The sequence below is a fragment of the Bradyrhizobium sp. SBR1B genome, from assembly GCF_014198205.1.
In the GTDB taxonomy this organism is placed as follows: Bacteria; Pseudomonadota; Alphaproteobacteria; order Rhizobiales; family Xanthobacteraceae; genus Bradyrhizobium.
This window is the reverse complement of the sequence record NZ_JACIHC010000035.1, coordinates 1-24698: the sequence shown is the minus strand read 5'-3', so window position 1 is coordinate 24698 and position 24698 is coordinate 1. Positions and strand designations below refer to the sequence as shown.

At 64.5% G+C, this 24698-nt stretch carries 30 protein-coding genes; 18 read left to right on the top strand and 12 right to left on the bottom strand.

Going from position 1 to position 24698, the window contains the following annotated elements:
- The first annotated feature begins 313 nt into the window (after positions 1 to 313).
- Positions 314 to 766 carry a DoxX family protein gene (locus tag GGD61_RS38420; protein ID WP_183232330.1) on the top strand — a complete coding sequence of 151 codons (453 nt, stop codon included), beginning with the start codon at positions 314 to 316 and terminating at the stop codon, positions 764 to 766.
- 4 nt (positions 767 to 770) lie between these two features.
- Here GGD61_RS38420 and GGD61_RS38415 read toward each other — a convergent pair whose 3' ends face one another.
- From GGD61_RS38415 to GGD61_RS38400, 4 genes are all read right to left on the bottom strand, one after another.
- Positions 771 to 1322 carry a dihydrofolate reductase gene (locus GGD61_RS38415; protein WP_177237530.1) on the bottom strand — a complete coding sequence of 184 codons (552 nt, stop codon included), beginning with the start codon at positions 1320 to 1322 and terminating at the stop codon, positions 771 to 773.
- A 7-nt stretch (positions 1323 to 1329) separates the two neighbouring features.
- Positions 1330 to 2355 carry a polysaccharide deacetylase family protein gene (locus GGD61_RS38410; RefSeq protein WP_092263031.1) on the bottom strand — a complete coding sequence of 342 codons (1026 nt, stop codon included), beginning with the start codon at positions 2353 to 2355 and terminating at the stop codon, positions 1330 to 1332.
- 166 nt (positions 2356 to 2521) lie between these two features.
- Positions 2522 to 3091: a glutathione peroxidase gene (locus GGD61_RS38405; protein ID WP_092262987.1), complete on the bottom strand. Its 570-nt coding sequence runs from the start codon at positions 3089 to 3091 to the stop codon at positions 2522 to 2524.
- 93 nt (positions 3092 to 3184) lie between these two features.
- Complete coding sequence (locus tag GGD61_RS38400) at positions 3185 to 4756, bottom strand: L,D-transpeptidase (protein WP_177237531.1); 1572 nt, start codon at positions 4754 to 4756, stop codon at positions 3185 to 3187.
- 208 nt (positions 4757 to 4964) lie between these two features.
- On the opposite strand from GGD61_RS38400, the gene GGD61_RS38395 reads away from it, so the two are divergent.
- The 3 genes from GGD61_RS38395 (at position 4965) to GGD61_RS38385 (ending at position 6721) form a co-directional block, all read left to right on the top strand.
- Positions 4965 to 5513, top strand: a complete 549-nt coding sequence (locus tag GGD61_RS38395) for a CreA family protein (RefSeq protein WP_092262992.1) — start codon at positions 4965 to 4967, stop codon at positions 5511 to 5513.
- Between the two features lie 387 nt (positions 5514 to 5900).
- Positions 5901 to 6320: a hypothetical protein gene (locus GGD61_RS38390; protein WP_143109182.1), complete on the top strand. Its 420-nt coding sequence runs from the start codon at positions 5901 to 5903 to the stop codon at positions 6318 to 6320.
- Between the two features lie 35 nt (positions 6321 to 6355).
- Complete coding sequence (locus GGD61_RS38385) at positions 6356 to 6721, top strand: hypothetical protein (protein WP_018317498.1); 366 nt, start codon at positions 6356 to 6358, stop codon at positions 6719 to 6721.
- Here the strand turns inward: GGD61_RS38385 and GGD61_RS38380 are convergent, their stop codons facing one another.
- Positions 6722 to 6967 carry a DUF6719 family protein gene (locus GGD61_RS38380; protein WP_018317497.1) on the bottom strand — a complete coding sequence of 82 codons (246 nt, stop codon included), beginning with the start codon at positions 6965 to 6967 and terminating at the stop codon, positions 6722 to 6724. It lies immediately after the preceding gene.
- A 67-nt stretch (positions 6968 to 7034) separates the two neighbouring features.
- Entirely contained in the window at positions 7035 to 8525 is a 1491-nt protein-coding gene (locus GGD61_RS38375) for a PLP-dependent aminotransferase family protein (RefSeq protein WP_092262997.1), read from the bottom strand.
- 76 nt (positions 8526 to 8601) lie between these two features.
- On the opposite strand from GGD61_RS38375, the gene GGD61_RS38370 reads away from it, so the two are divergent.
- The 5 genes from GGD61_RS38370 (at position 8602) to kynU (ending at position 13806) form a co-directional block, all read left to right on the top strand.
- Positions 8602 to 9327 carry a pyridoxamine 5'-phosphate oxidase family protein gene (locus GGD61_RS38370; RefSeq protein ID WP_028144959.1) on the top strand — a complete coding sequence of 242 codons (726 nt, stop codon included), beginning with the start codon at positions 8602 to 8604 and terminating at the stop codon, positions 9325 to 9327.
- 54 nt (positions 9328 to 9381) lie between these two features.
- Complete coding sequence (locus GGD61_RS38365; RefSeq protein ID WP_183232329.1) at positions 9382 to 10659, top strand: ArgE/DapE family deacylase; 1278 nt, start codon at positions 9382 to 9384, stop codon at positions 10657 to 10659.
- A gap of 238 nt (positions 10660 to 10897) precedes the next feature.
- Complete coding sequence (locus tag GGD61_RS38360) at positions 10898 to 11707, top strand: alpha/beta hydrolase (protein ID WP_183232328.1); 810 nt, start codon at positions 10898 to 10900, stop codon at positions 11705 to 11707.
- Between the two features lie 36 nt (positions 11708 to 11743).
- Entirely contained in the window at positions 11744 to 12583 is an 840-nt protein-coding gene (gene kynA, locus GGD61_RS38355; RefSeq protein ID WP_018317492.1) for a tryptophan 2,3-dioxygenase, read from the top strand.
- A gap of 20 nt (positions 12584 to 12603) precedes the next feature.
- The gene (gene kynU / locus GGD61_RS38350) at positions 12604 to 13806 is read left to right on the top strand and encodes a kynureninase (RefSeq protein ID WP_183232327.1); all 1203 of its coding nucleotides are present in this window, start codon (positions 12604 to 12606) and stop codon (positions 13804 to 13806) included.
- A 75-nt stretch (positions 13807 to 13881) separates the two neighbouring features.
- On the opposite strand, the gene GGD61_RS38345 is transcribed toward kynU, so the two are convergent.
- Positions 13882 to 14691: a cobalamin-binding protein gene (locus GGD61_RS38345; protein WP_183232326.1), complete on the bottom strand. Its 810-nt coding sequence runs from the start codon at positions 14689 to 14691 to the stop codon at positions 13882 to 13884.
- Between the two features lie 117 nt (positions 14692 to 14808).
- Between GGD61_RS38345 and GGD61_RS38340 the strand changes: the two genes are divergently transcribed.
- Both GGD61_RS38340 and GGD61_RS38335 read left to right on the top strand, forming a co-directional pair.
- Entirely contained in the window at positions 14809 to 15207 is a 399-nt protein-coding gene (locus tag GGD61_RS38340) for a PaaI family thioesterase (RefSeq protein ID WP_026201860.1), read from the top strand.
- A 152-nt stretch (positions 15208 to 15359) separates the two neighbouring features.
- Positions 15360 to 15971: a GNAT family N-acetyltransferase gene (locus tag GGD61_RS38335; RefSeq protein ID WP_018317489.1), complete on the top strand. Its 612-nt coding sequence runs from the start codon at positions 15360 to 15362 to the stop codon at positions 15969 to 15971.
- A 79-nt stretch (positions 15972 to 16050) separates the two neighbouring features.
- Here the strand turns inward: GGD61_RS38335 and GGD61_RS38330 are convergent, their stop codons facing one another.
- The 4 genes from GGD61_RS38330 to GGD61_RS38315 all read right to left on the bottom strand — a co-directional run bounded on the left by GGD61_RS38330 (position 16051) and on the right by GGD61_RS38315 (position 18685).
- Positions 16051 to 16356 (bottom strand): hypothetical protein, encoded by a 306-nt coding sequence (locus tag GGD61_RS38330; RefSeq protein WP_018317488.1) that lies wholly within the window; start codon positions 16354 to 16356, stop codon positions 16051 to 16053.
- 95 nt (positions 16357 to 16451) lie between these two features.
- Positions 16452 to 17138, bottom strand: coding sequence for a DUF2161 domain-containing phosphodiesterase (locus tag GGD61_RS38325; RefSeq protein WP_104463135.1), 687 nt, complete (start codon positions 17136 to 17138; stop codon positions 16452 to 16454).
- A 99-nt stretch (positions 17139 to 17237) separates the two neighbouring features.
- Positions 17238 to 17918 (bottom strand): SDR family oxidoreductase, encoded by a 681-nt coding sequence (locus tag GGD61_RS38320; protein WP_183232331.1) that lies wholly within the window; start codon positions 17916 to 17918, stop codon positions 17238 to 17240.
- Between the two features lie 23 nt (positions 17919 to 17941).
- On the bottom strand, positions 17942 to 18685 hold the full coding sequence (locus GGD61_RS38315) for a tyrosine-protein phosphatase (RefSeq protein ID WP_183232325.1): 744 nt from the start codon (positions 18683 to 18685) through the stop codon (positions 17942 to 17944).
- Between the two features lie 71 nt (positions 18686 to 18756).
- Between GGD61_RS38315 and GGD61_RS38310 the strand changes: the two genes are divergently transcribed.
- A complete protein-coding gene (locus tag GGD61_RS38310) occupies positions 18757 to 19068 on the top strand; it encodes an MliC family protein (RefSeq protein ID WP_183232324.1) in 312 nt (103 codons plus the stop codon).
- Between the two features lie 113 nt (positions 19069 to 19181).
- Here GGD61_RS38310 and GGD61_RS38305 read toward each other — a convergent pair whose 3' ends face one another.
- Positions 19182 to 19385 (bottom strand): DUF2735 domain-containing protein, encoded by a 204-nt coding sequence (locus tag GGD61_RS38305; protein WP_183232323.1) that lies wholly within the window; start codon positions 19383 to 19385, stop codon positions 19182 to 19184.
- A 539-nt stretch (positions 19386 to 19924) separates the two neighbouring features.
- On the opposite strand from GGD61_RS38305, the gene GGD61_RS38300 reads away from it, so the two are divergent.
- The 6 genes from GGD61_RS38300 (at position 19925) to GGD61_RS38275 (ending at position 24601) form a co-directional block, all read left to right on the top strand.
- On the top strand, positions 19925 to 20959 hold the full coding sequence (locus tag GGD61_RS38300; protein ID WP_018317482.1) for a glutamine synthetase beta-grasp domain-containing protein: 1035 nt from the start codon (positions 19925 to 19927) through the stop codon (positions 20957 to 20959).
- A gap of 197 nt (positions 20960 to 21156) precedes the next feature.
- Positions 21157 to 21858 carry a GrlR family regulatory protein gene (locus tag GGD61_RS38295; protein ID WP_092263019.1) on the top strand — a complete coding sequence of 234 codons (702 nt, stop codon included), beginning with the start codon at positions 21157 to 21159 and terminating at the stop codon, positions 21856 to 21858.
- Between the two features lie 18 nt (positions 21859 to 21876).
- Positions 21877 to 22560 (top strand): substrate-binding domain-containing protein, encoded by a 684-nt coding sequence (locus tag GGD61_RS38290; RefSeq protein WP_092263022.1) that lies wholly within the window; start codon positions 21877 to 21879, stop codon positions 22558 to 22560.
- A gap of 32 nt (positions 22561 to 22592) precedes the next feature.
- A complete protein-coding gene (locus GGD61_RS38285) occupies positions 22593 to 23414 on the top strand; it encodes a tetratricopeptide repeat protein (protein WP_177237533.1) in 822 nt (273 codons plus the stop codon).
- A 70-nt stretch (positions 23415 to 23484) separates the two neighbouring features.
- A complete protein-coding gene (locus GGD61_RS38280) occupies positions 23485 to 23634 on the top strand; it encodes a hypothetical protein (protein WP_007591825.1) in 150 nt (49 codons plus the stop codon).
- 262 nt (positions 23635 to 23896) lie between these two features.
- The gene (locus GGD61_RS38275) at positions 23897 to 24601 is read left to right on the top strand and encodes a hypothetical protein (RefSeq protein ID WP_092263027.1); all 705 of its coding nucleotides are present in this window, start codon (positions 23897 to 23899) and stop codon (positions 24599 to 24601) included.
- Positions 24602 to 24698: the final 97 nt, after the last annotated feature.

Genomic DNA, 24698 nt, shown 5'->3' with positions numbered 1-24698 from the left:
TGATGAAGGCAAGCGGGCAGGTCCTGCTCGCCTCGATCGCCTTCAACATGAGGCGGTGGGCCACGATCGCGGCCTGAACCGCCCGCCGAGGGCGACCACTACAGACTTGGCTAGCAATTGCCGTAACCACGGCCCTTCTCCTGCTGTCCTCAACCTCAAAAGCCGATAACGCAACAGGCCCACAAGGGGAGAAGGGAAGAGGCCGCAAATCTTGAATTACTTTCAGTTCGCCATTTCCCCGTTTGTAAAGCGGCGCGCGACTCTTCATAATCCTCACGCGTTCCGTGCTTAGCGCTTTGCCAAGAGGCCGATCATGCCAGCGTTCGTGACTTTCGGGCGAATCCTGTTCGCCGTGCTGTTCATCTACACGGGCGCGACCAAGCTCTTTGCCATTCAGGCGACCGCCGACTTCATCGCCACCAAGGTCGTGGTGCCCGACATCGTCGCGCCCTACGCCAAGCAGGTGGAGACGGCCACCGCCATGACCACGCCGCAGCTGCTGGCGATCGCCGTTGGCGCGCTCGAGATCATCGCGGGGCTGATGATCGCACTGAATTTCGGCGCGCGGTTCTTCGCGATGCTGCTGATCATCTACGTCGCGGTCGCGACCGTGCTGTTCGACGATTTCTGGAACCAGGCGCCGCCCGACAACGCGAAGATGGTGGTCGACGCGCTGAAGAATCTCTCGATCATCGGCGCCTTGCTCATGATCATGGGATACGGCCGCACCACGCGTCCGGCCGAAGCGGCGTACGGGGACGTCTGAGGGCCTACGTTCGGCGCCAGGGTGTCACGTTCACGTCATGCGCCGCATCGAGCAGATACGGTGTGCCCGGCTTCAGGCCGTGCGACGCCAGCACCTGCTGCGGCGTCCGTGCCGGCACGCCGACGAAACAGCCTTCGCCGCCGGGCAGGCGCACATGCGGGGCTTCCGACAGCCAGAACGTATCGTAGCGGCCCATGAACATCTCGAACACGGCTGGGCCGCCGATGATGGCGACCATGCCGGAGGCGACATCGGCAAAGGCACAGGCCTCCTCGAAGCTCGCCTGTTCCGGATTCCACAGCGTCGCGTTCGGCATCTCCGGATCGACGGTGAGCGCCTTGATCTTGCGGGTCAGGATCAGCCGCTTGCGCTTCGGCGAGTTCGGCTGCTGCTCATGCGAGTGGCGGCCATGCACGATCAGCGCGGCGCGATCGAGCGCCTGCTCGAAGAACAGCTTGTCGCCGTCGAACTTCAGGCTGTCGGGCATGACGTGGCCGGCGTCGGCGAGCATGCCGTCCGCTGAGACGATGACGTAGCCTTCGATACGGAAAGACAATGGCCGTCTATTCGGAAACGGTCGTCACCACGGAATTGACCGGGCGCTGGCTCACCGTCGGCAGCTTGGCGTCCTTGAGCAGCTCCTGGTCGTATTCGGGCAGCGACGAGGCCGGGAATTTGGCGCGCATCGCCACCACCTTGTAGCCGCCGGCCTTCAGGCGCTTGAGCAGCTCGGGCAGGGCTTCCGCGGTGTGCTTCTGGAAGTCGTGCATCAGAATGATGCCCTTGCCCTTGGTGTCGAGCTTCTTCATCACGGTCTCGACCACCTTCTCGGGCTTTGAAGCCTTGAAGTCGAAGGAGTCGATATCGCAGGAGAAGATCGCGGTGTTGCGGTTGCCGAGATAGGTGACCATCTCCGGCGGATGCTGAAGCGCCGGGAAGCGGAAGAACGGCGAGGGCGAGATGCCGCCGAGCGCCCACTTCACCGCGGACAGGCCCTTCTCGATCTCTTCCTTGCGCTGCGCTTCGGTGAGCTTCTTGTTGTTGAGATTGGCGTGTGACCAGGTGTGGGTGCCGACGGTGTGGCCGGCGTTGTAGACCTGCTTCAGGATCTCCGGCTCATAGGTCGCGTGCTTGCCGATCGAGAAGAAGATGCCGGTGGTGCATTCGTCGGCGAGCGCCTTCAGCACGGCGGGCGTGTTCTTCGGCCAGGGGCCATCGTCGAAGGTCAGCACCACCTCCTTGTCGCGCAGGAAGTCGAGGTCCTTGAAGTGCTCGAAGCCGAAGCCGGGACCGCCCGTGGTATCGATCTCGACGGTGCGGGCGACACCGAGCGCGCCCGGCGTGTTGCAGGCCGCGCGGGCCGGCTGCGGCGCCTGCTTGGGCGGAGGCGGATTGACGAAGCCTGCCGGCGCGGCGGCTGCCGCGGGAGCTGCTGGCGGAGCCGCAGCAGGCGCGGCCGCGGCCGGCGTCGCCGTGGGTGCGGCTTGCGTCGCAGCCGCGGGCTTTGCGGCCGGGGTCTGCGACCATGCTGCGCCGGTCATCGCAACCGACATTGCGCTTGCCAAAATCAGTCCTGCCGCCACACGCATGGTGTTGTCCTCGAGATTGATCCCGTTGTTCCGCCGCGGCTTTTTCGCCGCGAGCAAAACCCATCCTGCCCCAAACGATCCTAGCCTAGATGGTGGGCCATCGCCATTGCAACGGCTGTTTGGCATCCCGCCACAATTGTGCCCAGCCGGATTGGGGCGCCCCGCGTCAACTGTCGGCCAGCGTCCTGGCAATGGCCGTCTTGATCCGCGTGTCAGCGGGTTCGACCGTGGACGGAAAGACCTCGGCGATATAACCGTCGCGGCCGATCAGGTATTTGTGGAAGTTCCAGCGCGGAACTTCCCGCGGCCGTGCGTCGGCGGCCCATTTGTAGAAGGGATGCGCCTTCGCGCCGACGACGTTCGCCTTGGCCGCGACCGGGAAGGTAACACCATATTGGTGGTGCGCGGTCTCCGTGATCTCGCTAGTGCCGCCCGGCTCCTGGCCGCCGAAATCGTTGGAGGGCACGCCGATCACGGTGAGCCCGCGCGCGCGAAACTCGTTCCATATCTCCTGCAGGCCGGCATATTGCGGCGTGTAGCCACAGAGCGAGGCGGTGTTGACCACCAGCAGTGGCTTGCCGGTGAAAGCGGCAAGGCGGATGTCGTCACCGGACAAAGCGGGGAAGGAGAAGGCATAGGCCGAGATCCGGCTCATGCCGCCATCGGCGAGCGCGCGTGTTGCCGGCGCGAGCATGCCTGCAAGCGCCGCGGTGAGCATGGTTCTGCGATTCATCATGACGGCGTCCCCCGAAATGATCCGGGCCGCATGTTACTCTGCCGGTGCGACCTGCCTCGTCAACACCGCGTTATCGGGGCGCCGTGAAACAGGTCAGTACAGGCGGACGATGAAATCGGTGCCTTCGCCGGTCTCGCCCTGGTTGAGGCCCTGGTCCGAGATGATGATCGAGCCGCCTGATGTCAGCATCTCGTTGATCTTCGCCATGGTGTCGGCGGGGATCGAGATGCGGTCGAGGGCCGCGGCCGGGCTGTCCGGCGTGACCACGGGCTTGGCAGGCACAGGCTTGGCGGCGACGGGGATCACCGCAGCGCCACCCTTGCGGCGCGTGAGGCGGCTGTCGTCCTCGCGGGCCGCGGAACGGGCGGAGACCGGCAGCGACACCACCGACCAACGCAGCGCATTGGAATCGGTCTTGTCGAGCTCGGCGGTGAAGATGTGCGTGCCGAGCGGACGGTCGCTCGTGGCGATCGTGACTGGGACCTCGAACAGCGGCGCAAAATTCTGCCGCACGTAGAGCTTGGAATCCTTGCGGCTGATGAAGACGGCGATCTGGCCGGCCCGCTTGGGCGCTTCCGGCTTGGCGGCCGGCGCCGGTTCGGCAACGCGGCCGTCATCCTTCTTCGCGTCGGGCGAGGCGGCGAGCGCAGCTGCACTGGCCGGCGCATCGGGTGTCTTCGCGGAGTCCGCGGCTTCCGTCTTGGCCGGCTCGGTCTTGATAGCTTCGACCTTGTCGGCAGCCGGCTTGTCGTCGCTAGCCGGCTTGGCGGCTTCCTCCGATTGAGGTGCCTCGGCCGTCTTGGTCTTGTCGGCCGGCACGGCGGCTTCCTCGCGGGCTGACGCATTGCCCGTGGTCACATCCGACATCACGACGTGTCCGACGGACGTGCGCAGCTCGAGCACGCTGTCGGCGCTGGCAGTTTTGGTCTCGGCGGCTTTGGTCAGCGCGGCGCCCTTGTCGGCCTTGTCGCCGATATTGGTCTGCGGCTCGAGGCTGGCCGCAGGCTGCGGCGGCATGCGCACGGAGGCGAGCAGGGGATGGGAGAAGCTATGCGGCGTCATCTCGCCGGGCGCGACGATGACGCGCGCGCCCATCCTGGTCCAGTTCCACATCTTCACCGCGAACGCCATCGGCATCCGGATGCAGCCATGCGAAGCCGGATAGCCCGGCAGCACGCCGGCATGCATGGCAACGCCGGACCAGGTGATCCGCTGCATGTACGGCATCGGCGCGCCGCTATAGATGTTGGAGTGGTGGAATTTGTGCTTCTGGATGACGCTGAACACACCCATCGGCGTCGAATGTCCCTTCATGCCTGTCGACACCGGAGATTCCGCGAACACGCCGTTGGTGTCGTAGACCGTGACCTTCTGCCGGTCGATCGAGACGACGATGACCAGCGGCCCTTGTGGCTTGGTCCCGGCTTCCTTCCCGGCGACAGCTTCCTTCTTGACGGCAGCGCCGCGCTTCTGCGGCTTCTGGCGCGGTATTTCGGGACGCCGGTCGGGCCGGGCGTAATAGGACCCGTCGGAATAATCCGTCCAATAATAATATGCTGCGTCTGCCTGGCTGGTCGCGCCGATCACACCCGCCGCCGTCAAAATGGCGACCTGCCACAGTCGCGCCGGCTTGGCAGAAAAACCCGACCCGTTCACGCTGTTCATCCTCGAATCCATAATCCAAATCAGACGTTAGTCTCGCAGAGGGAATACGCGTTCACCAGCAAGGCGGTTCTGCCATCAGCTACATTTGTCCAAGCCGTAGCAAAAAAGCCTCACGGAGCGGTAAACGGCGGCCGCGCCCGTCTGTCCGTCGTCTTCCTGAGCGGCTGCCACATGCCTACATTGTGGCGACTTGTTACCGGAGAACTTCATGTCATCTCGTTTCCTCGGTCTTTCCAGCATCCACTTGAAAGGCTTTGCTTTCTTCCTCCTGGCCCTGGTCGTGCCGGCGGCGTCCGCTTCGGCCGCCGACGAGCCCGATCTGATCTTTCGCCGGTCCACCGTGTTCAAATGGATGAGCCCGAACGACAAGCTTGCGACCTATGGTCTCGACGATCCCGAAGTCGAGGGCGTCGCCTGTCATTTCACCGTGCCGGAAAAGGGCGGCTTCAAGGGCTGGCTGGGCCTTGCCGAGGAGGTCTCGGATATCTCACTGGCGTGCCGCCAGGTCGGCCCGATCAAGTTCAAGAGCAAGATGGAGCAGGGCGACGACATGTTTCGCCAGCGCCGCTCGCTGTTCTTCAAGAAGATGCAGATCGTGCGCGGCTGTGACACCAAGCGCAACGTGCTGGTCTACATGGTCTATTCGGACAGGCTGATCGAGGGCTCGCCGAAGAACTCGACCTCGACCGTGCCGATCATGCCGTGGGGACCGGCGGACGCAAATGTCCAGAAGTGCGGCGAGTTCTTCACGCAGTGACGCGCTTGCGTTCACTCAGTGACGCGTCAGCGTTTCACTCAGCGCGACTGGCCCGCGGTTTGACAAGGTGCGAGCCGGTCAGCCGCACGAGCGCTTGTGGCGCGGCTTCAAAGCCGCGGCCAGACTGCAACGACATTGCGCCGGCTGCGGCGACGCGATTCGACTGTTGATCTCCGCGGTCCGTCCGTTGGTCCGCCTCGCGCGGCATTGCGCGATCTTGCGCCGCCATAATGGCCATCCCTCAAGTGAACGCGCCCGGTGATCCGGGCGTCCTGGCTTCGATGGCTTGGGTCGCAGCCGATGTGACCTCGGTTCGACCCAGCCCTCGTTTGCCGCTCCATTCAGCAGAAAAACGTAAAATGCGTGTGAAGCGGGTGAGGCGGGAGCATGACGGCGGCAGCGCCCGGTGTGTTCGCGCATCGCAAACGGAACTTGGCAGGCGACTTTGAGCTGCGGCGAGACCTACCTGAAATGATTGGTCTTTTTGGAGAATTGTGTCGTCGTCCCGGATCGGACGAAACAATTCTCACGCAAGATGAAACCATTTTGCGCTTTTGGCGCATCACGCGCGAAACCGCCCATGGTTATCAGCTTCACAACGACGAACGGCGCACCGCCGGCCACGAATTCGGAGACAAGACCATGCGCGCGCTGAGCTTCATCCTTGCCTTCGGTTTCGTGATCGCCGGCTCTTCGTTCGCGGGCGCGCCGGACGGCAATCTCCCCGGTGTCGGCACCTTCCAGTACAGCGGCTCGCCGATCACCCCCACGACGTCGCAGCCGATCGTGGTTGCCGCGCGCTTCTAATCGATAACAGGGAAAATCAGCCGATAAAGGCCATCATGATCGTTCGATTTTGCGCCGCTGCCTTCGTGTCCGTTCTGACGATCAATGCCGCCCAGGCGCAGGTGCGTGCGCCATCAAGGTTACCGGATCCCCGCACTGAGTTCGTGCGCCAATGTGCGCCGCGGATGCTCGGCCGGTGGGAACATCCCGAGGAAGTCTGCGGCTGCCTGCACGATCATGCCGCAGCCGCCGTCGAGGACCGCGATCTGCGCGAAGCGCTGTTGCGCGGCATCAGCGAGACCGGCGTGCCCACCATCGAGACCGACTGGGTGCCGGCGTCCAAGCAGGGTGAGATCGGCCCGACCTTCACCAAGATCGCCAAGCCGACCTTGCAGTGCATGTTCGATCCGGCCAAGCAGTAACTATTTCGTCTTCGGACCGTAGCGCGGCACGCAGGCGGCGGTGCGCGCGACGCCCTTGTCGGTCATCTTTGTTCCGCGGACTTCCTTGACCTGTCCGGCGGGACAGGTTCCGTCATCCACCTGCACGCGCTGGCCCAGCTTCAGATCGGTAATGTCCTGCTCGCGTCCGACCGTGACGGCGTGCGCCGTCGTCACGAGCGCGGCGGAGATCAGGAGCGAGAGGCAAGCTGCACGGCGGAAAAGCATGGTGAAAGATCCCGGCATTGATACCGCAATGTAAGGACGGGCTCGCGATTCTGATAGTGAACCTTTGTCAGGGCCGCCGGGCCGATCTGTTCCTCGTGCGCAGCGCGGCGCGCGATTTCCGCGCGAGCCGTTCGGCGGAGGCGACGAGCTGTGGAACCGCATGGCCGGAAAATCCCAGCACGAAGCCGGGCAGAGGGGGCGCGCGCGAATAGGTGTCGGCCAATAGCCAGCCTTCCGCGCCGGCCGCCTGCTTGGCCCGCGCTGCCACCGCCAGGTCGACCGAGGGATCGAACCGGGCGACGAGATGCAGGCCTTGCGATGGCACCGGTACCAACAGCGCGCCATCGGATGCGGTTTCCAGCGTTTCGGCCAGCGCATCGCGGGCGTCGCGATAGAGTTTTCGCACGCGCTTGAGGTTTGCGGCGAAGGCGCCCGAATTGAGCATGTCGGCCACCGCGCCTTCCATCAGCGTGCCGGGGAATCGGTCGAGCGCCGCGCGCGCAGCCGTCACGTCCTCGATCAGACGTTCGGGCAGGGCGCAATAGCCGATGCGCAGGCCGGGAAACAGCGTCTTGGCGAACGTGCCGAGGTAGATCACGCGCTGGAGGCGATCGATGCCGGCGAGCGACATCAGCGGTGCGCCGTCATAGCGAAACTCGCTGTCGTAATCGTCCTCCAGCACGAAAGCGCCGGCCTGCTTGGCCCAGTCAAGAAGCTCGAGCCGCCGCGGCATCGACATCTGCACGCCCAGCGGAAACTGGTGCGACGGCGTGACATAGGCCGCGCGCGCGTTGGGGCCGGCAGAGCGTCCCTTGGCGACCTGCATCCCGTGCTCGTCGACCGGAACCGGCACGGCGCGATAGCCGCAATGCGCGATGGTTTTTCGCGCGACGGGGTAACCAGGGTCCTCGCACCAGACCTGGTCGTTCGGCTTCAGGATCGCGCTCAGCACGATGCGCAGCGCATGCAGCGTGCCTGATGTGAGCATGATCTGATCGGGGTCGCAGCGCAGGCCTCGCGCCGACAACAGGTGATCGGCGATTGCCGCGCGCAGCTCGCGGCTGCCGCGGGGATCGCCATAGTGCAGGTGCTCGGGCCCAAATGCGCGCATGCGGCGGCCGACGAAGGCGCGGAAGCGCTGCAGCGCCCGCTCGTCGATATGGGTGCAGCCGAGCGCGAACGCGCCTTGCCCCGGCGTTTCGACAATGACCTTCGGCTTGTTCGGCTCGGCCGTGCGCGCAGGAATGCGCGCGGCGACGAACGTTCCGGAGCCGACGGTCGCCTCGGCGAAGCCGTCGGTGATCAGGCGCTCATAGGCGATGACGACAGCGTTGCGCCGAAAGCCGGTCTGCTTGGCCAGCGTGCGCGACGGCGGCAGCGGCTCGCCGGGCTTGACGAGGCCGGAGACGATCATCTCGCACAGCGCCTGGTAGAGCCGGTGTGCGGCGGAGGCGCCTGGCGTGACATGCGGTCCGGTGAGGTCGAGCGGCAGTTCGGCCTTTGTCGGCAAGGAAGGCTTGGCCGGTGCGGGGAGAGAATTGGTCGGAATATTTCGCATGGAATTGGAACTATCGCAGACCAAATGCGCCGCTACAACTGCTTCCAGATTTCTTCCAATCCGAGCAGGAGCGGCCGTGAGCCAGACCGAGACCTCGAATTCCTATCCGACCTCAGTGCGCAACCAGGTGAAGCGCCGGCACGACCGCGGCTTCTACGACCACGCCACGGTTCATCGCATCCTGGATTCCTCGATGCTGTGCCACGTCTCCTACGTGATCGACGGCCAGCCCTATTGCACACCGACGTTCTTCTGGCGCGAGGGCACCAAGCTGTACTGGCACGGATCGAGCGCGAGCCGGATGCTGCGCAGCCAGACCAAAGGCGAGCGCGTGTGTCTCACGGTCGCCCATCTCGACAGCCTCGTGCTGGCGCGCTGCGGCTTCAATCACTCCGCCGATTACCGTGCGGTGATGGCGTTCGGCACCGCCTATCTCGTCACCGACCCCGAGGAGAAGGAGCGTGCGGTGATCGCGATGGTCGACCGCTTCTTTCCGGACCGCACGGCGAGCCTGCGGGCCAGTAATACGCAGGAGATCAAGGCGACGTCTTTCATTGCGATGGAGATCGAGGAAGCCTCGGCCAAGGTCCGCGCCAAGGGTGTTGCTGACGACGACGAGGACTATGCGTTGCCGATCTATGCCGAGCGCATCCCGGTGCGCACCGTGCTCGGCGCGCCGGAGCCATGCCCGCGCCTGCTCGACGGCGTCAGCCGGCCTGCGACGCTGAATGGCTATTCGGAAGGCCGCCTGCTCGAAGATGCATTGCGGGATGCTTATTTTGTGGAGTACCCGAACGGCTGAAATCGGCTAGCTTGCGCGCTCCTTGGGAACCATTGGAATGCCGGGAGTTGCCTGATGAATGCCGAAACGCAGCAGAGGATTCTTGACGCCGTCGATGCCAGCTTCGAGGCCCAGCTCGCCACCACACGCGATTTTGTCGCAATCCCTTCGACCCGCGGGGCGGAGGGGCCGTGCCAGGACATGATCGGCGACCTCCTGCGCGCGCGCGGCTACGAGGTCGACGACTGGCACATCGATGTCGACGACCTCAAGGATCTGCGCGGCTTCGGTCCGATCGAGCATGACTTCTCCAAGGCGCGTTCGGTGGTGGGCACCTACCGTCCGCAAACGAATGGCGGCAAATCGTTGATCCTGCAGGGCCACTGCGACGTGGTGCCCGCCGGCCCCCTGGAACTGTGGGACACGCCGCCGTTCTCGCCCGTCATCAAGGACGGCAAGATGTTTGGCCGCGGAGCCTGCGACATGAAGTCGGGCACCATCGGTGCGCTCTATGCGCTCGATGCGATCAAGGCCGCCGGTCTCAAGCCGACGGCGCGGATCCATTTCCAGTCGGTGATCGAGGAGGAGAGCACCGGCGTTGGTGCGCTGTCGACGCTGCAGCGCGGCTATCGCGCGGACGCCTGCTTCATTCCGGAGCCGACCGGCGGCAAGATGGTGCGCTCGCAGGTCGGCGTGATCTGGTTTCGCCTGCGGGTGAAGGGACACCCGACCCATGTCGCCTTTGCCGGCTCCGGCGCGAACGCGATCATGGCCGCCTATCATTTGATCCAGGCGCTGCAAAAGCTCGAGATCGAGTGGAACGAGCGGGCCAAGGCTGACAGGCACTTCAAGACGCTGAACCATCCCATCAACTTCAACCCCGGCATCATCAAGGGTGGTGATTGGGCCTCCAGCGTGCCGGCCTGGTGCGATGTCGATTGCCGGATCGCGGTGCTGCCGGGCTGGTCGATTGCCGATCACCAGAAGGAGATCACGGCCTGCGTCGCCGCTGCCGCGCGCAACCACCGCTTCCTCGCCAACAATCCGCCGGAGATTGAATGGTCGGGCTTCCTGTCGGAGGGCTATGAGCTGACCGACGCGGCGGCACCGGAAGCCGCGTTCGGCAAGGCGTTCGGCAAAGTCTACGGCGGCACGCCTGAGGATCTGGTCTTCACCGCGCTCACCGACACCCGATTTTATGGCCTCAACCACGGCATCCCCAGCCTGTGCTTTGGCGCCAGCGGCGGCGAGATGCACGGCTTCAACGAATATGTCGAGCTGGAGTCGCTGAAGAAGACCACCAAGGCGATGGCGTTGTTCATCGCGGAATGGTGCGGGGTGGAGAAGGGGTAGCGAACGAGATCTCGTAGGGTGGGCAAAGGCGCACTTGCGCCGTGCCCACCAGTTTTCCCCGACATGATAAAGATCGTGGGCACGCTCCGCTTTGCCCACCCTACGGCGTCTCGGCTGGAGCGCGATCTGCCCGAAACACTGACTCTCAAATCCTTTAAGCTTAAAAGAAAGACTAGGCTGCCGGGCCTCCCGGTGGCAGACTGGCGTCCGGTTTGTGGACGAGTCCGTGGGAGCGACAATGCGCGATTGGGATGATGCTTACGCCAATTCGGCCCATATCCCCGGCTCGGACAAGACGCCTGGACAATGGGCGGAGCGCGCGGCGGCTTACCGCGCCGGGCTGAAGAACTTTCGCGCCGACATCGCCTATGGGGTCGGCGAGCGTCAGCGCCTCGACCTGATCCTGCCCGACGGCGACAGCAAGGGCCTCGTCGTCTTTGTCCACGGCGGCTACTGGATGCGCTTCGACAAATCGACCTGGACCGATCTCGCCGAAGGCGCGCGCCACCATGGCTGGGCGGTGGCGTTGCCGAGCTACACGCTGACGCCGGCCGCACGGATCTGCGACATCACCGCCGAGATCGCTGCGGCGATCGCCAAGGCGGCCTCGCTCGTCCCCGGGCCGATCCGGCTCGCCGGCCACTCCGCTGGCGGCCATCTCGTCACGCGCATGCTGTGCGACGACAGCCGGCTGGAGCCCGTTGTCTATAACCGCATCGCCGGCACGCTCTCGATCAGCGGCCTGCATGATTTGCGTCCGCTGCTCAAGACGAAGATGAACGAGACGCTGCGCATGACGATGGAGGAGGCGACGCTCGAAAGCGCGGCCCTGCATCTGCCACGCGGGCATTCACCCGTCACCGCCTGGGTCGGCGGCAGCGAGCGGCCGGAATTCATCCGCCAGTCCGATCTGATGGCCAATGTCTGGACCGGCTTCGACGTGCCGACCCGCCTCGTCGTCGATCCCGGACTGAACCATTTTACCGTGATCGACGGACTGAAGGATCCGTCATCGCCGATCACCGCGCGCCTGATCGGCCTCGACTGAGCAAAGCCGGGGAAGATCGATCGAAAGGGCCTGTCCATGACGTCCAGCGATTACGATCCCACGAGAGAAGGCGCCGAGACCGATTTCGCCCGGCGGATGTCGTACGGCGACTACCTGGCGCTGGATGCGATCCTGGGCGCGCAGCATCCGCTGTCGGAAGCGCATGACGAGATGCTGTTCATCATCCAACATCAGACCACGGAGCTGTGGATGCGCCTGGCCATCCACGAACTGAGCGCCGCACGCCGTGCCATCGCCGGAGACGAGGTGCAGCCCGCCATGAAGATGCTGGCGCGGATGTCGCGGATCTTTGAGCAGCTCAACAACGCCTGGGACGTTCTGCGCACGATGACGCCGAGCGAGTATACGCGCTTCCGCTCGCAGCTCGGACAGTCCTCCGGTTTCCAGTCGCGCCAATACCGGCTGATCGAATTCCTGCTCGGTAACCGCAACCACGCCATGCTCAAGCCGCACGCGCACGACGTGGAGACGACGAAACTGCTGGAAGCCGAGCTTGCGACCCCAAGCCTCTATGACGAAGTGCTCAGGCTCGCCGACCGCAACGGGCTGAAGATGCCGGCGGCGGTGCTCGCGCGCGATGTTCGCGAGACCCACAGCTTCAACGAAGGCGTGCTGCAGGCGTGGCGCGTCGTCTACGAGGCGCCGGAGACGCATTGGATGCTCTACGAGCTGGCTGAGAAGCTGGTCGATTTCGAGGATTACTTCCGCCGCTGGCGCTTCAACCACGTGACGACGGTCGAGCGCGTCATCGGCTTCAAGCGCGGCACCGGCGGCACTGGGGGCGTCAGCTATCTCAAGCGCATGCTGGAGGTCGAACTATTCCCCGAACTCTGGCGCGTCCGCACCATTCTGTAGAAATGCCCAAAGAAATGTCTATGACCAGATATCGCGTCTATGACGACACCAAAGCGCTGTTCCATCTGCCTGACGGCGTGATCTATCTCGACGGCAATTCGCTCGGCGCGCTGCCGGCGGGCGTGGCCGAGCGCGTCAACCGCGTCATCACGACCGAGTGGGGCAATGAGTTGATCCGGGCCTGGAACACCGCCGGCTGGTACGCCCAGCCGCGCCACGTCGGCGATCGCATCGCGCGACTGATCGGCGCGGAAGCCGGCTCGGTGATGGTGGGTGATACGTTGTCACTCAAGGTCTATCAGGCGCTGGCTGCTGCGCTCGACATGAACGCGTCCCGCAAGGTCGTCCTGTCCGACACCGGCAATTTCCCGACCGACCTCTACATGGCCGAAGGCCTGATCGCCACGCTCGGGCGCGGCCATCAATTGCGTCTGGTGGCGCCGGAGGAGATCGACGCCGCACTCTCGGACGAGATCGCGGTGCTCTACATCACAGAGGTCGATTACCGCACCGGCCGGCGTCACGACATGGCGAAGCTCACCGCAAAGGCGCATGCGCTCGGCATCGTCACGGTCTGGGATCTCGCGCATTCCGCCGGCGCGCTGCCGGTCGATCTTGCCGGCTGCGGCGCCGATTTCGCGGCGGGGTGCACCTACAAATATCTCAACGCCGGCCCCGGCGCGCCAGCGTTCCTCTACGTCGCCCCGCGCCATGCCGACAGCGCGCGCGCCGCGCTGTCGGGTTGGATGGGCCACGCAAAGCCGTTCGCATTCGAGCTTGGCTATGCGGCCGCAGGTGGCGTCGAGCGTATGCGCGTCGGGACACCGCCGGTGCTGGCAATGGCGGCGCTGGAGGCCTCGCTCGACATCTGGGATCGCGTCGAAATGGCAGAGGTCCGTGCGCATTCGTTGGCGCTCGGTGATCGCCTCATTGCGGAGGTCGAACGCCGTTGTCCGCAGCTCAAGCTCGTTACCCCGCTCGCCCATGAACGCCGCGGCTCGCAAGTTTCCTTCGCCTTCGATGGCGGCTACGCAGCGATGCAAGCCCTGATCGCCCGCGGCGTCATCGGCGACTTCCGCGCGCCTGACATCATGCGGTTCGGGATTACGCCGCTGTACATTGGCGAGAGCGAGATCGTGCGGGCGGCCGCGATCATCGAGGAGGTGATCGCGGGCGAGATCTGGCGGCGGCCGGAATATCAGGTGGTGAATGCGGTGACGTGAAAATCCATGCCGCCTTCGATCACCGTCACCCTGAGGCGCGAGCCTGGCGGCGCGAAGCGTCCCATGCCTCGCACCTCAAGATGACGGGGTAGGCAGTTTCGAGTCCTTTCCCCACAACGTCGTCACGATCGCATCAAGGCCATCCGTGAGTGCGGCCGGTCCAGGCTGGAGGATGATCGGCGACTTGATCTCGACGATGCGGTTGTCGCGGACGGCCGGAATTTCACTCCAACCCTCACGCTGCTTGATGCGGGCCGGCACGACCTTCTTGCCGCACCATGATGCGAGAATGACATCGGGCGCGGTCTTGCGTACTGCCTCCGCCGAGACGATGCGATCCTTCGCGGCCTGCCGATGGCGCAGCTCCGGAAACACATCCTCACCACCGGCGATCTCGATCAACTCGGACACCCAGCCGATCCCGGAGATCAGCGGGTCATCCCATTCCTCGAAATAAACTCTCGGCCGCGGCGAGGGGCGGGGTGTCGCGGCAATCGCGGCCAAGCGCCGCTCAAGACCTTGCGCAAGTTCCGCTGCGCGTTCCGTCGCGCCGACCAGCGCACCGAGCGTCCGGATCATCGCCAAGATCCCGGCGATGTCGCGCTGGTTGAAGACGTGGACGTCGATGCCTGCGCGGACTAGATCGGCGACGATGCCGGCCTGGAGATCGGAGAAGGCCAGCACGAGGTCCGGTTCCAGCGTCAGGATTTTCGGGATGTCCGCGGAGACAAAGGCTGACACCCGTGGCTTCTCGCGCCGCACCTGTGGCGGACGCACCGCGTAGCCGGAGACGCCGACGATGCGGTCCTGCTCGCCAAGCAGGTAGAGCGTTTCGACCGTCTCTTCGGTCAGGCAGATGATGCGGCGGGGCGGGAAGTGGCGCATGGCGTTTCATATGCGCAAATGCCGCGGCGATGTCACGGCCGCCATTACCTCCGACGTCATTGCTTTGCCGCCCGAAGCAATTCACGCTGGGACAACAATCGATTGGGAGGACTTTTGATGACGCCGCTCGAGAAACTTAAAGCGATGAAGATGCCGTTCGCCGAGCTCAAGGGCGTCGAGTTCGTCGAGGCCGGGAAGGACCGCGTGGTGGCGCGGATGATGGTCCGCCCCGATCTCTGCACGCTGCACCACACTATCCATGGCGGCGCGGTGATGGCACTGGCCGATTCCGTCGGTGCGGCCGCGACCGTGATCAATCTGCCTGAAGACGCCAAGGGCACGACCACGCTGGAGAGCAAGACCAATTTCATCGGCGGGGCCAAGGAGGGAACAACGGTGATCGCCACGGCGACCCCGGTCCATCGGGGCCGAAAGACCCAGGTCTGGACCACGCGGCTGGAAACCGAGGATGGCAAGCTAGTGGCGGTGGTGACCCAGACTCAGCTGGTTCTGTAAGACTACGGCGCCTTGATTTTGTTAACGAATTAGTTGTTCCCGATGCCGCTAAGTTAGGCAGGTTCCCTCCTTGAAAAGAATGGTGCGATGCACAATATAGGGGGCCTAGGGATTCGAACGCCTCCTCGAGGGACACCAAGAGGAGTTTTGACGTGGTACTTGAAGACACCGTTCGCGCGCCGTCCGTTCCGGGCTATGTGCGGACCTTGAGCCAGCAGGAAGAATTGCCGCTCCTGCGCGATCATCTGCTCAGACTCGATGCCGGAAGCCGGCACGACCGTTTCAACGGCTTTCTCGACGACTCATTTATCGAGCGTTACGCCGCCCGCTGCGCCGAGGACGGCACCGTGATCGTCGCCTATATCGTCGACGGCGTGGTCCGTGGTGCGGCCGAGCTGCATCCGCCCGAAGATGGTTCGCTGCCTGAAGTTGCCTTCAGTGTGGAAGCCTCCGCGCGCCGCCAGGGTGTCGGCACGGTCTTGTTCAGCCGCCTGATCGCTGAAGCGCGCTGGAAAGGCTATAAGAGCCTGCGCATCACCACGGGCGCCGAGAATCACGCCATGCGGGCGCTCGCCAGGAAGTTCGGCGCGCATCTGGCTTTCCGCCACGGCGAATCGACTGGCACTATCGACCTCGCCAAGACGCCTGAGGCTGAACTTGCGGATCTCGCGGCCTCGCCGTTCAGGGCCGGCCGCGCTTTGCTTAGCCTCAACTCGACCTGCTGGAAGATCATCTCCAGCATGTACGACAATCGCGCCGCCTGACCTCAAATAGCGGACTGAATCAAAAAGCGGACCGGCGTGGCCGGTCCGCTTTCGTATTCTGGGGGCGCGAAATGAACGTTCAGGTGCCGGTGCGCTTGTCGTTGCCGAAACGGCGGACGACGCGGCGTTCGACCACCACGGAGCGCTGTGCGCCCTGTTCGCCGGCGATCACGCGGGTGGCGGTGATGCGGCTGTTGGTGCGCGCCTGCTTCTTCACTTCGGCCTGCACGACATCGAGCGGCATCCCCATCAAGGCTGCGGCGATCTCGGCCTGCTGCTCGTGATCGTCGGTAATGCCGATGGCGGCGAAGATCGCCTCGTCCAGGGTGGGCGGATCGTGGCGGACGCGCCGCGTGCCATATTTGGTATTCCAGTCTGCGCTCATAACGGCCTCGTTTTGATGCCGGGATACCTAGTGCCCCAAATGTTGCATTGCAATATGCAATTGGTATGGCATCTCAGCTATGCACCGGTCGGGTGTCAGGGCGGTGACGCGACACCGGCATCGATCTCGATCCGTTGTTGCGGCCAGCGCTTCAGGGCGGCATGCCCGGCCTCGGTGAGCCCGTAGATTCCCCGGTCGGCCCGTTCGAACCAGCCATACACATTGTTAAGCAAGATCTTGCCGGCGTCAGGGCAGCGCTCGCGCAATTCGCGCACGGGCCGCGGCCCGTCGGCGAGCGCTGAGGCGCAGGCCAGAGCCTGCTGCCGATAGGCCGTCATGATCGGGGCGCGCGTGCTGCCGCCGAGCACGGGATCGCCCTGGCGGCGCTGGTGTTCGGCAACGAGGCGCGACCGCACTTTCGGCTCGCGGCGGGGCGCTGCGGTCGGCGGCTTCACCAGCACCTCGACCTGGCCGCGGTCGGTCACGCCGAGCATGCCGAAGCCGAGACGGCGGCAGAGATTGCGATAGCGCGCGTCGCTCTCGCGCCCCTTGCCCCGGATCGACATCTTGGCCGCGATCCAGACCTCGTCGCCGGCCGGCGCGCGGTCGACCGCCTGGAGGATCAGCTCGAGATTGAAGGCGAGCTTGAGTTCGCCAATCACCACCACGGGCGGATCGCCGGCGCTGAGGCCCACGAGATCACAGCCGCCGATCTCGCCTTTCACGGTGAAGCCGAGCTCTTCGAGGAAGCGTTTGACGGGCAGGTACAGCGCAGTTTCCAAGGGGAAGTCCGGTCGGAGAATCAGTTGCGGGCAGTCTAGAGCGTTCTGGGGTCCGATTGAATCAGAGCTCCCGCGCAGGAGGATCCGAACGCAACGCGTTTACACCCGTCCTCCGACCGGGATCAGCGCGCCGGTGATGCCGCTGGCCGCGTCGCTGGCCAGGAACAGGATGACCTCGGCGAGTTCCCGTGGCGTCACCCATTTGGAGAAATCCGCCTTCGGCATATCGGCGCGGTTGGCGGCGGTGTCGATGATCGACGGCAGCACGGCATTCACCGTGACCTTGCCTTTCCACTCGCTGGCCAGCGACTCGGTAAGCCGATGCACACCCGCTTTCGAGGCCGCATAGGGACCCATGCCGGAGCCTGCCTGCAGCGCGCCCATGGCGCCGATATTGACGATGCGGCCGGCCCTGGACGCTGCGAGATGCGGCAGCGCCGCGCGCGAGGTGTTGAGCGCGGTGAGCACGTTCAGCGCGTACATGCGCTGCCAGGTCTTGACGTCGCCATCGCCCACGGTTTCGAAGGCGAAGCCGCCGGCGATATTGATCAGCGCATCGAGCCGGCCGAAATGCTTGGCCGCTGCGTCAACCGCCGTCTTCGCCTGGGCCGCGTCGGAGAGGTCGACGCCGCCGATCTCGATGCTCTCGGGCTTTGCGGGAATCTGCGATGGCGCGTGATCGATGCCGGCCACGCGCGCGCCGCGCGATCGTGCGATCTCCGCAACCGCCTTGCCGAGCGCGCCGTGTGCGCCTGTCACGATCAGGATCCTGTCTTGCATCATCACTCTCCGGGCGCTGCGGCCTATGCTTGCAGATAGCGCGCCTGCAGCGCGGCTCGCTCCGCCGTGCCAAGCTTGAGGGCGTCGCGCAGATAGGTTTCGAGATCGCCATATTCACTGCCGATGGCTTCGAATGCAGCGGCAAGGTACGAGGCTTCGACGCTGCCGATGGCATTGCGAACGTCCTCCGGCAGGTCGAAGGCGGCCGTCGCATCGCGCTTGTAATGCTGGTTGGTGAGCAGGTAGTCCTCGGCGATGATTTCATCCGGTACGCCGAGCGCATGCAGGATCAGCGCGCTGGCAAAGCCGGTGCGGTCCTTGCCCGCCGTGCAGTGAATCACCAGCGGCGCGCGATCTTCGAGGAGATGGCCGAACAGGTTGCGAAAGCTGTTCGTGTGGTAGCGAACGTAGTTGCGATAGGATTCGCGCATGAGCTCCAGCGCGACCGGTGCCGTCAGCGTGCCGCTTGCGAGTTCGGTACGCAGCGCAGCCACGACGCTCGGCTCGATCGGCAGCGAATGCACCGTGATCTCGCTGACGACGCAGACGCCGGCCGCGCGCTCCTCAACCCCACGGAAATCGAAAGCGCTCCGCACCCCCAGCGCCCTGACGATCTCGATATCGGCAGCGGTGAGTTGGCCGAGATGGTTGGAGCGGAAGATGTGCCGCCAGCGCGTGGTGCGGCCATCGATGGTCGGGTAGCCGCCGAGATCGCGAAAATTGCTGGCGCCTTGCAAGGCGAGGTGACGGGCGGGGGAATCTGACATGGGATCGGCTTCGGTTATGGTTCCATTGGACGCACGAGGGGCGTCCTTGAAAGCTATTACAGGGGGCGATCATGGGCCGGCACAAGGCCATTCTTTTGACGACCGCCATGCTGGCAGCTGGAATGACCAGTGCGCGGCAGACTGAAGCGCAGACGTTCCAGACCTATCGCTGCGCCGATGGTACGCAGTTCATCGTTGCATTTTATGACGTCGACAAGCGGGCCTTTCTCCAGATCGACGGCGAGCCGGTCACGCTCGCCAAGCGGCTGTCGGTCGCCGGAAAACGCTATTCGGGCGCGGGTGTCACGCTGACCATCGGCAGGACCGGGGCCACCACGGTCAAGCATCTGAAGCGGCCGGTGACGGCCTGCGCGGTGATCTGAACGGCGTGGTTCACCCGAGAATCAAAAAGGGCCGAAACATCGCTGTTTCGACCCTTTTCGAGCTGCCGCCGGGCGCCTGCGAGAGCGCGGCGGTTTCAAACCAACCATAGGCATCAGCGATCCCATTTCGGCTTGGCGTCGTCGACCGCCTCTTGGTGGTACCAGCTGTCGCTGCAGATCGAGACATTCGCAGGAGGCGAAGCGTGATCGGCAGGAAGGCGGGTCTCGCCATAGCGGCGTCCCGCGAGAGCCGCGCGGCCCCCGACCGGGAATTGGTAGATCGTTGCCGATCCGTGACTCAGACCATTGTTCATCATTGCGATTTCTCCTTGGTCGAAGCGCCTTGGCCTCCATGGTGCGCCCGACTCGTTCGATTGTGGTTACTGGAATCCCCATATCGGCCGCGCGTCCCGAATTGCAAAGTGCTGAAAACGAAATCAGTTTCCGCCCAATTTGTAGGCATGTGGCCTGCTGCATCCCCTAAGGCATGGTGTCGGTGGCTAACGGCTGGGCCATTCCAAAGGTTGCTAGGGAGGGGCGTGGAGCTTTGCGAAAATTGCTGGACGTTGATGCGCGTTTCATCGGCAACCTTCGGCACGGGCCGGCCTGCTTCAGAATCGGGCGTTTTTCGCCGGATTTTTGCGGTGCAGCTACACGCAATGGTGCGCCGCTATGACGCACGACCCGTCGACATCGCGTGGACACCGGGCAGGGGACAGGCGCGGTGGAGAACCTCGCGCGCTGCGGCCTTTTGGCACGTTAAATGCTTGTAAGGGGCCGGCCGATGATGGCCGGGTACAAAACGTTCGGGGGCCGCCAGGCCCCCAACCTTTCGCATCATCTACAGAGAGGCTCAATGACCAAGTATAAGCTCGAGTACATCTGGCTCGACGGATATACGCCGACTCCGAACCTGCGCGGCAAAACTCAGATCAAGGAATTCGCGTCGTTCCCGACGCTCGAGCAGCTTCCGCTCTGGGGCTTCGATGGCTCCTCCACCCAGCAGGCCGAAGGCCACAGCTCCGATTGCGTGCTGAAGCCGGTCGCCGTCTTCCCGGACGCTGCGCGCACCAACGGCGTGCTCGTGATGTGCGAAGTCATGATGCCCGATGGCAAGACCCCGCACGCCTCCAACAAGCGCGCCACCATTCTCGACGATGCCGGCGCCTGGTTCGGCTTCGAGCAGGAATACTTCTTCTACAAGGACGGCCGTCCGCTCGGCTTCCCGACCTCGGGTTATCCGGCGCCGCAGGGCCCGTACTACACCGGCGTCGGCTTCTCGAACGTCGGCGACGTCGCCCGCAAGATCGTCGAAGAGCATCTCGACCTTTGCCTCGCTGCCGGCATCAACCATGAAGGCATCAACGCGGAAGTTGCCAAGGGCCAGTGGGAATTCCAGATCTTCGGCAAGGGCTCCAAGACCGCCGCTGACCAGATGTGGATGGCCCGCTATCTGATGCTGCGCCTCACCGAAAAGTACGGCATCGACATCGAATTCCACTGCAAGCCGCTCGGCGACACCGACTGGAACGGCTCCGGCATGCACGCCAACTTCTCGACCGAGTACATGCGCACGGTCGGCGGCAAGGAGTATTTCGAGGCCCTGATGGCCGCCTTCGACAAGAACCTGATGGACCACATCGCCGTCTACGGCCCGGACAACGACAAGCGTCTGACCGGCAAGCACGAGACCGCGCCGTGGAACAAGTTCAGCTACGGCGTTGCCGACCGCGGCGCTTCGATCCGCGTGCCGCACTCCTTCGTCAACAACGGCTACAAGGGCTATCTGGAAGACCGTCGTCCGAATTCGCAAGGCGACCCATACCAGATCGCTTCGCAGATCCTGAAGACGATCGCCTCCGTGCCGGCCGACAAGAAGGCCGCAGCCTAAGATCCTCCCGGCCCGGGCTGGGGGCTGGCCCGGGTTGGCTTTCAATCCGCCGGAGCTGAAAGGCGCCGGCGGATTTTTAGCATCTTGATGACAGCCATTCCCGTGATGCAGCAGGGTTGCGTTGCGTGAAGCCTGTCCATGTCGGCCCAAAGCGGGATAGAGTGCCCGCAGGATGCGCGCAGGGCCGGGGACGGCTGGTGTTTGAAGGCTTCTACAAGGTGAAATTTCAGCTCGGCGACGCCGTCGGCCGGAGCGTGATGCATGCCGGCAACGGCAAGATGCTCGGCGGCAATTCGGCCTTCGCCCATATCGGCACCTACGAGAAGACCGACAGCGGCGTCGACGTCGTGATCAGCACCGTCCGCCATAACCCCGATCCGAACTATCGCGCCATGGCGGGCACCGATGATGCGACCTTGCTCGCCAAGGGCTGGGCGGATGGCGATCTCTATCGCTTCAAGGGCGAACTGAAGGAGTTGCCCGGCATTCCCTTCCAATCGGTGATGACGCCGATCACGGAAGACGAGGTGCCGATCGCCGGCGGCATCGGCGAAGGGGGCATCGCCGACGGTCTCTACTCCATCCATCTGCGGATGCTCGACGGTCTCGACGGCGGCCTTACCGGCGTGATGCTGCTGAACCGGGGCCGCATCCTCGGCGGCGATGCGGCATTCTACTATCTCGGCAGCTACACCGCCGCGAACGGGCGCTGGAAGGGCCAGATTCTCAACCAGGAGCACACGCCGGCCAAGGATGACCCGATCTTCGGCGGCCACGAGGTCGGTATCGGCTTCTCGGGCCGCTACGACGCGGAAGAGGCGGTACTGGAGGCGACCGCGCTTGCCGGCAAGCGCAGCCTGCGCCTGACCGCGGCGCTCAAGCTGATGCATCGCGCCTGATCGCGACGGAAATCGCTCATGGAAAACCTTCGCATGCTCTCGACGCTCGGCCTGATGGGCGCGATGCGCAGCCTGTCGTCCGCGTATGAGGCCGCAACCGGCGTCCGTATCGACGCCGACTTCGCGCCGACCCTCGCTTTGCTGAAGCGCCTGCGCGACGGCGAGGCCGCCGATCTCGTGATCCTCACGCGCGAAGGGCTGGACGAGGTGATCGCGGAGGGCCGCGTGCTCGCCGGGAGCGCGGCCGACCTGGCGCGCTCCTATGTCGGCATTGCCGTGCGGGCAGGGCAGGCGCATCCCGATATCGGAAGCGAAGCGGCGCTGCGCAGGACGCTGCTCGCAGCGCGGTCCATCGCCTATTCGCGGCTGGGCGCGAGCGGTGTCTACTTCGGCCAGCTGATCGTGCGGATGGGGATCGCAGCCGAGATCAATGCCAAGGCCACCATCGTCGAGCAGGGGTTTACGGCAGAGCGTCTCGTCAGCGGCGAGGCCGACCTCGCTGTGCAGCAGATCAGCGAGCTGAAGCAGGTTAGCGGCATCGAGGTGGTCGGTCCGATCCCGCACGAGCTGCAGACACCGGCGGTGTTCTCCGCCGGCCGCATGGCAGGGGCGAAGCATGCTGACGCCGCGGACCGGCTGCTGCGCTATCTGGCATCGCCCGAGGTCGTACCCGTCCTGCGCCAATCGGGACTCGAGCCTTGAATTTGCCGGGGCGGGGACGCAACGTGATGACCATGCGGACTTGTCTCCTTGCCATCGTCCTGGTGCTCGCCGCGCCCTTGGCAGCGCGCGCGCAATCGGCCGATCTCGTGTTGTGCGACCGGGTCGCGGCCGATCCCAGCGACCCCGACAAGCCGGCTGACGTGAGGGGCGTCGCGGAGGTCGCTGCCTCCGACGTCGCGACGGCGATCAGGTTCTGCAAGCAGGCCGCGCCGTCCTCGCGCCGTGCGATGTTCGCGCTCGGCCGCGCCTACGCCGCCAACCGGCAGACGGCGGAGGCGATCGCCGCCTGGCGCAAGGCCGCCGACAAGGGATCAAGCGCCGCCATGGTCGAGCTCGGTGTTGCCTATGGCACCGGCTCCGGCATCGCCAAGGACGAGGCGCAGGCGCGAAAACTGTTCGAGAAGGCGGCGCAATCAGGCAATCCCCGCGGCGTCAGCAACCTCGCTGCGCTCGGCGGCGCAGGTGGCGCCGCGCCGGCCGATCCCGCGCAGGCGCGCGCGCTGCTCGGCAAGGCTGCCGAGACCAATGCGGAGGCGCAGTACCAGCTCGGCCTGATGCTCTCCGAAGGCACGGGCGGCGCGAAGGACGACGTCGCGGCGCGTGGGCTGTTCGAGAAGGCGGCGGCGCAAAACCATCCCGGCGCGCTGGAGCGAATGGGGGCCTTCGCGGAAGGCGGCCGCGGCGGCGCAAAGGACAAGGACGCCGCCAAGGCCTATTACGAGCGCGCCACAGCGCTCGGCGACGAGGACGCCAAGAAGGCGCTGGAGCGGCTGCGCTGCCCCTATGCGATCAAGGACAAGCAGGGCAAGCTCGTCACCACGCTGTGCTTCTGAGCAGAGCCACACGCGACGGAACCTCAATCGCGTGGACGCCGTTGATCTCAAGACACAACGGAGCGCGATCATGATCCGCAAACTGGCATCCGGCGAATACCGCCTCTATTCACGCAAGGTGAATCCGAAGACCGGCAAGCGTCGTAACCTCGGGACCTTCCGGAGCCGTGCGGCCGCCGAGAAACACGAGCGCGAGGTGCAGTATTTCAAGCGTCACTGACGCCTGATGAGCCCGCGGCAAGCAAAAAACGCGAAAACAACCCCATGCACAGTAGCCAAGCCTTTGAAATAACAGATCAAACGAAAACGTCGCCTGCGGATTAAGCGAAATGAATGATTGACCCGTCGGGCAAATCAGGGGCAAGATGGCATCGTGGCGGCGGAGGTTCCGCAAGGCCCTGCGCGGAAAAGCCGGATGGCCGAGGTGCGGCGGCAATGCTAGGTAGCCCGCGATTCTTTTCCGATTTTGCGGGTTCATTGCGTTGCTGGACGGACTCTACAAGGTTGAATACGGCGTCAATGATGCGTTCGGGCGCAGCATCATGTGCCTGCATGACGGCAAGATGCTGGGCGGCAATTCGGCCTTCGCGCATCTCGGCACCTATGTCGAGCGCGATGGCGAGATCGTCGCCGAGGTGATTACCGAGCGGCATAACGAGGATCCCCATTACAAGCCGCTGATGGGCGCCGACGTCGCCAGGATCGGCGCACGCGGCCGGCTGCACGGCAACCAGATCCGTCTTACGGGCGGCGCGGACACCATGCCGGGCGCCGGTTTCTGGGCCAACCTGACGCGGCTCGATGACGGGGCGCTGCCGCCACGCGGCACGATCGGGCAGGGCGGCATCGCCAACGGGCTTTACGGGATGGGTCTGCGCGCGCTCGACGGCGTCGATGCTGGGCTCTCCGGCGTCATGCTGCTGATCGACGGCCGCATCCTCGGCGGCGATGCGTTCTTCTACTATCTCGGCTCTTACTCTTCGGCAGACGGCCGCTGGAAGGGAGAGATGCTCAACCAGGAGCACACGCCGGCCAAAGGCGAGAACCCCGTGTTCGGCGGCTATGAGGTCGGGATCGGCTTCTCCGGGACCTGCAACGAGGACAGCGGTGAGCTCGAAGGCATCGCACTCGCCGGCAAGCGCAGTCTGCGCCTTGCGGCCTCGCTGAGGCTGATGAGAAGGGCTTAAGGACTAGGGTGTGTACCTAATTAGCGGTTTCTGATTCCCTCGCACCGAGTTGATTCGGCACGGGGGACTTCGATGCGCAAAGGACTGTTCTGGCTGA

What these genes read in the sequence shown, in the direction of transcription:
- GGD61_RS38420 (WP_183232330.1), top strand. Translation starts at nt 314, where the DNA reads ATGCCAGCGTTCGTGACTTTCGGGCGAATCCTGTTCGCCGTGCTGTTC.
- GGD61_RS38410 (WP_092263031.1), bottom strand. Translation starts at nt 2,355, where the DNA reads ATGCGTGTGGCGGCAGGACTGATTTTGGCAAGCGCAATGTCGGTTGCG.
- GGD61_RS38405 (WP_092262987.1), bottom strand. Translation starts at nt 3,091, where the DNA reads ATGATGAATCGCAGAACCATGCTCACCGCGGCGCTTGCAGGCATGCTC.
- GGD61_RS38400 (WP_177237531.1), bottom strand. Translation starts at nt 4,756, where the DNA reads ATGAACAGCGTGAACGGGTCGGGTTTTTCTGCCAAGCCGGCGCGACTG.
- GGD61_RS38395 (WP_092262992.1), top strand. Translation starts at nt 4,965, where the DNA reads ATGTCATCTCGTTTCCTCGGTCTTTCCAGCATCCACTTGAAAGGCTTT.
- GGD61_RS38390 (WP_143109182.1), top strand. Translation starts at nt 5,901, where the DNA reads ATGACGGCGGCAGCGCCCGGTGTGTTCGCGCATCGCAAACGGAACTTG.
- GGD61_RS38385 (WP_018317498.1), top strand. Translation starts at nt 6,356, where the DNA reads ATGATCGTTCGATTTTGCGCCGCTGCCTTCGTGTCCGTTCTGACGATC.
- GGD61_RS38380 (WP_018317497.1), bottom strand. Translation starts at nt 6,967, where the DNA reads ATGCTTTTCCGCCGTGCAGCTTGCCTCTCGCTCCTGATCTCCGCCGCG.
- GGD61_RS38375 (WP_092262997.1), bottom strand. Translation starts at nt 8,525, where the DNA reads ATGCGAAATATTCCGACCAATTCTCTCCCCGCACCGGCCAAGCCTTCC.
- GGD61_RS38365 (WP_183232329.1), top strand. Translation starts at nt 9,382, where the DNA reads ATGAATGCCGAAACGCAGCAGAGGATTCTTGACGCCGTCGATGCCAGC.
- GGD61_RS38360 (WP_183232328.1), top strand. Translation starts at nt 10,898, where the DNA reads ATGCGCGATTGGGATGATGCTTACGCCAATTCGGCCCATATCCCCGGC.
- kynA (WP_018317492.1), top strand. Translation starts at nt 11,744, where the DNA reads ATGACGTCCAGCGATTACGATCCCACGAGAGAAGGCGCCGAGACCGAT.
- kynU (WP_183232327.1), top strand. Translation starts at nt 12,604, where the DNA reads ATGACCAGATATCGCGTCTATGACGACACCAAAGCGCTGTTCCATCTG.
- GGD61_RS38345 (WP_183232326.1), bottom strand. Translation starts at nt 14,691, where the DNA reads ATGCGCCACTTCCCGCCCCGCCGCATCATCTGCCTGACCGAAGAGACG.
- GGD61_RS38340 (WP_026201860.1), top strand. Translation starts at nt 14,809, where the DNA reads ATGACGCCGCTCGAGAAACTTAAAGCGATGAAGATGCCGTTCGCCGAG.
- GGD61_RS38330 (WP_018317488.1), bottom strand. Translation starts at nt 16,356, where the DNA reads ATGAGCGCAGACTGGAATACCAAATATGGCACGCGGCGCGTCCGCCAC.
- GGD61_RS38320 (WP_183232331.1), bottom strand. Translation starts at nt 17,918, where the DNA reads ATGCAAGACAGGATCCTGATCGTGACAGGCGCACACGGCGCGCTCGGC.
- GGD61_RS38315 (WP_183232325.1), bottom strand. Translation starts at nt 18,685, where the DNA reads ATGTCAGATTCCCCCGCCCGTCACCTCGCCTTGCAAGGCGCCAGCAAT.
- GGD61_RS38310 (WP_183232324.1), top strand. Translation starts at nt 18,757, where the DNA reads ATGGGCCGGCACAAGGCCATTCTTTTGACGACCGCCATGCTGGCAGCT.
- GGD61_RS38305 (WP_183232323.1), bottom strand. Translation starts at nt 19,385, where the DNA reads ATGATGAACAATGGTCTGAGTCACGGATCGGCAACGATCTACCAATTC.
- GGD61_RS38300 (WP_018317482.1), top strand. Translation starts at nt 19,925, where the DNA reads ATGACCAAGTATAAGCTCGAGTACATCTGGCTCGACGGATATACGCCG.
- GGD61_RS38290 (WP_092263022.1), top strand. Translation starts at nt 21,877, where the DNA reads ATGGAAAACCTTCGCATGCTCTCGACGCTCGGCCTGATGGGCGCGATG.
- GGD61_RS38285 (WP_177237533.1), top strand. Translation starts at nt 22,593, where the DNA reads ATGCGGACTTGTCTCCTTGCCATCGTCCTGGTGCTCGCCGCGCCCTTG.
- GGD61_RS38280 (WP_007591825.1), top strand. Translation starts at nt 23,485, where the DNA reads ATGATCCGCAAACTGGCATCCGGCGAATACCGCCTCTATTCACGCAAG.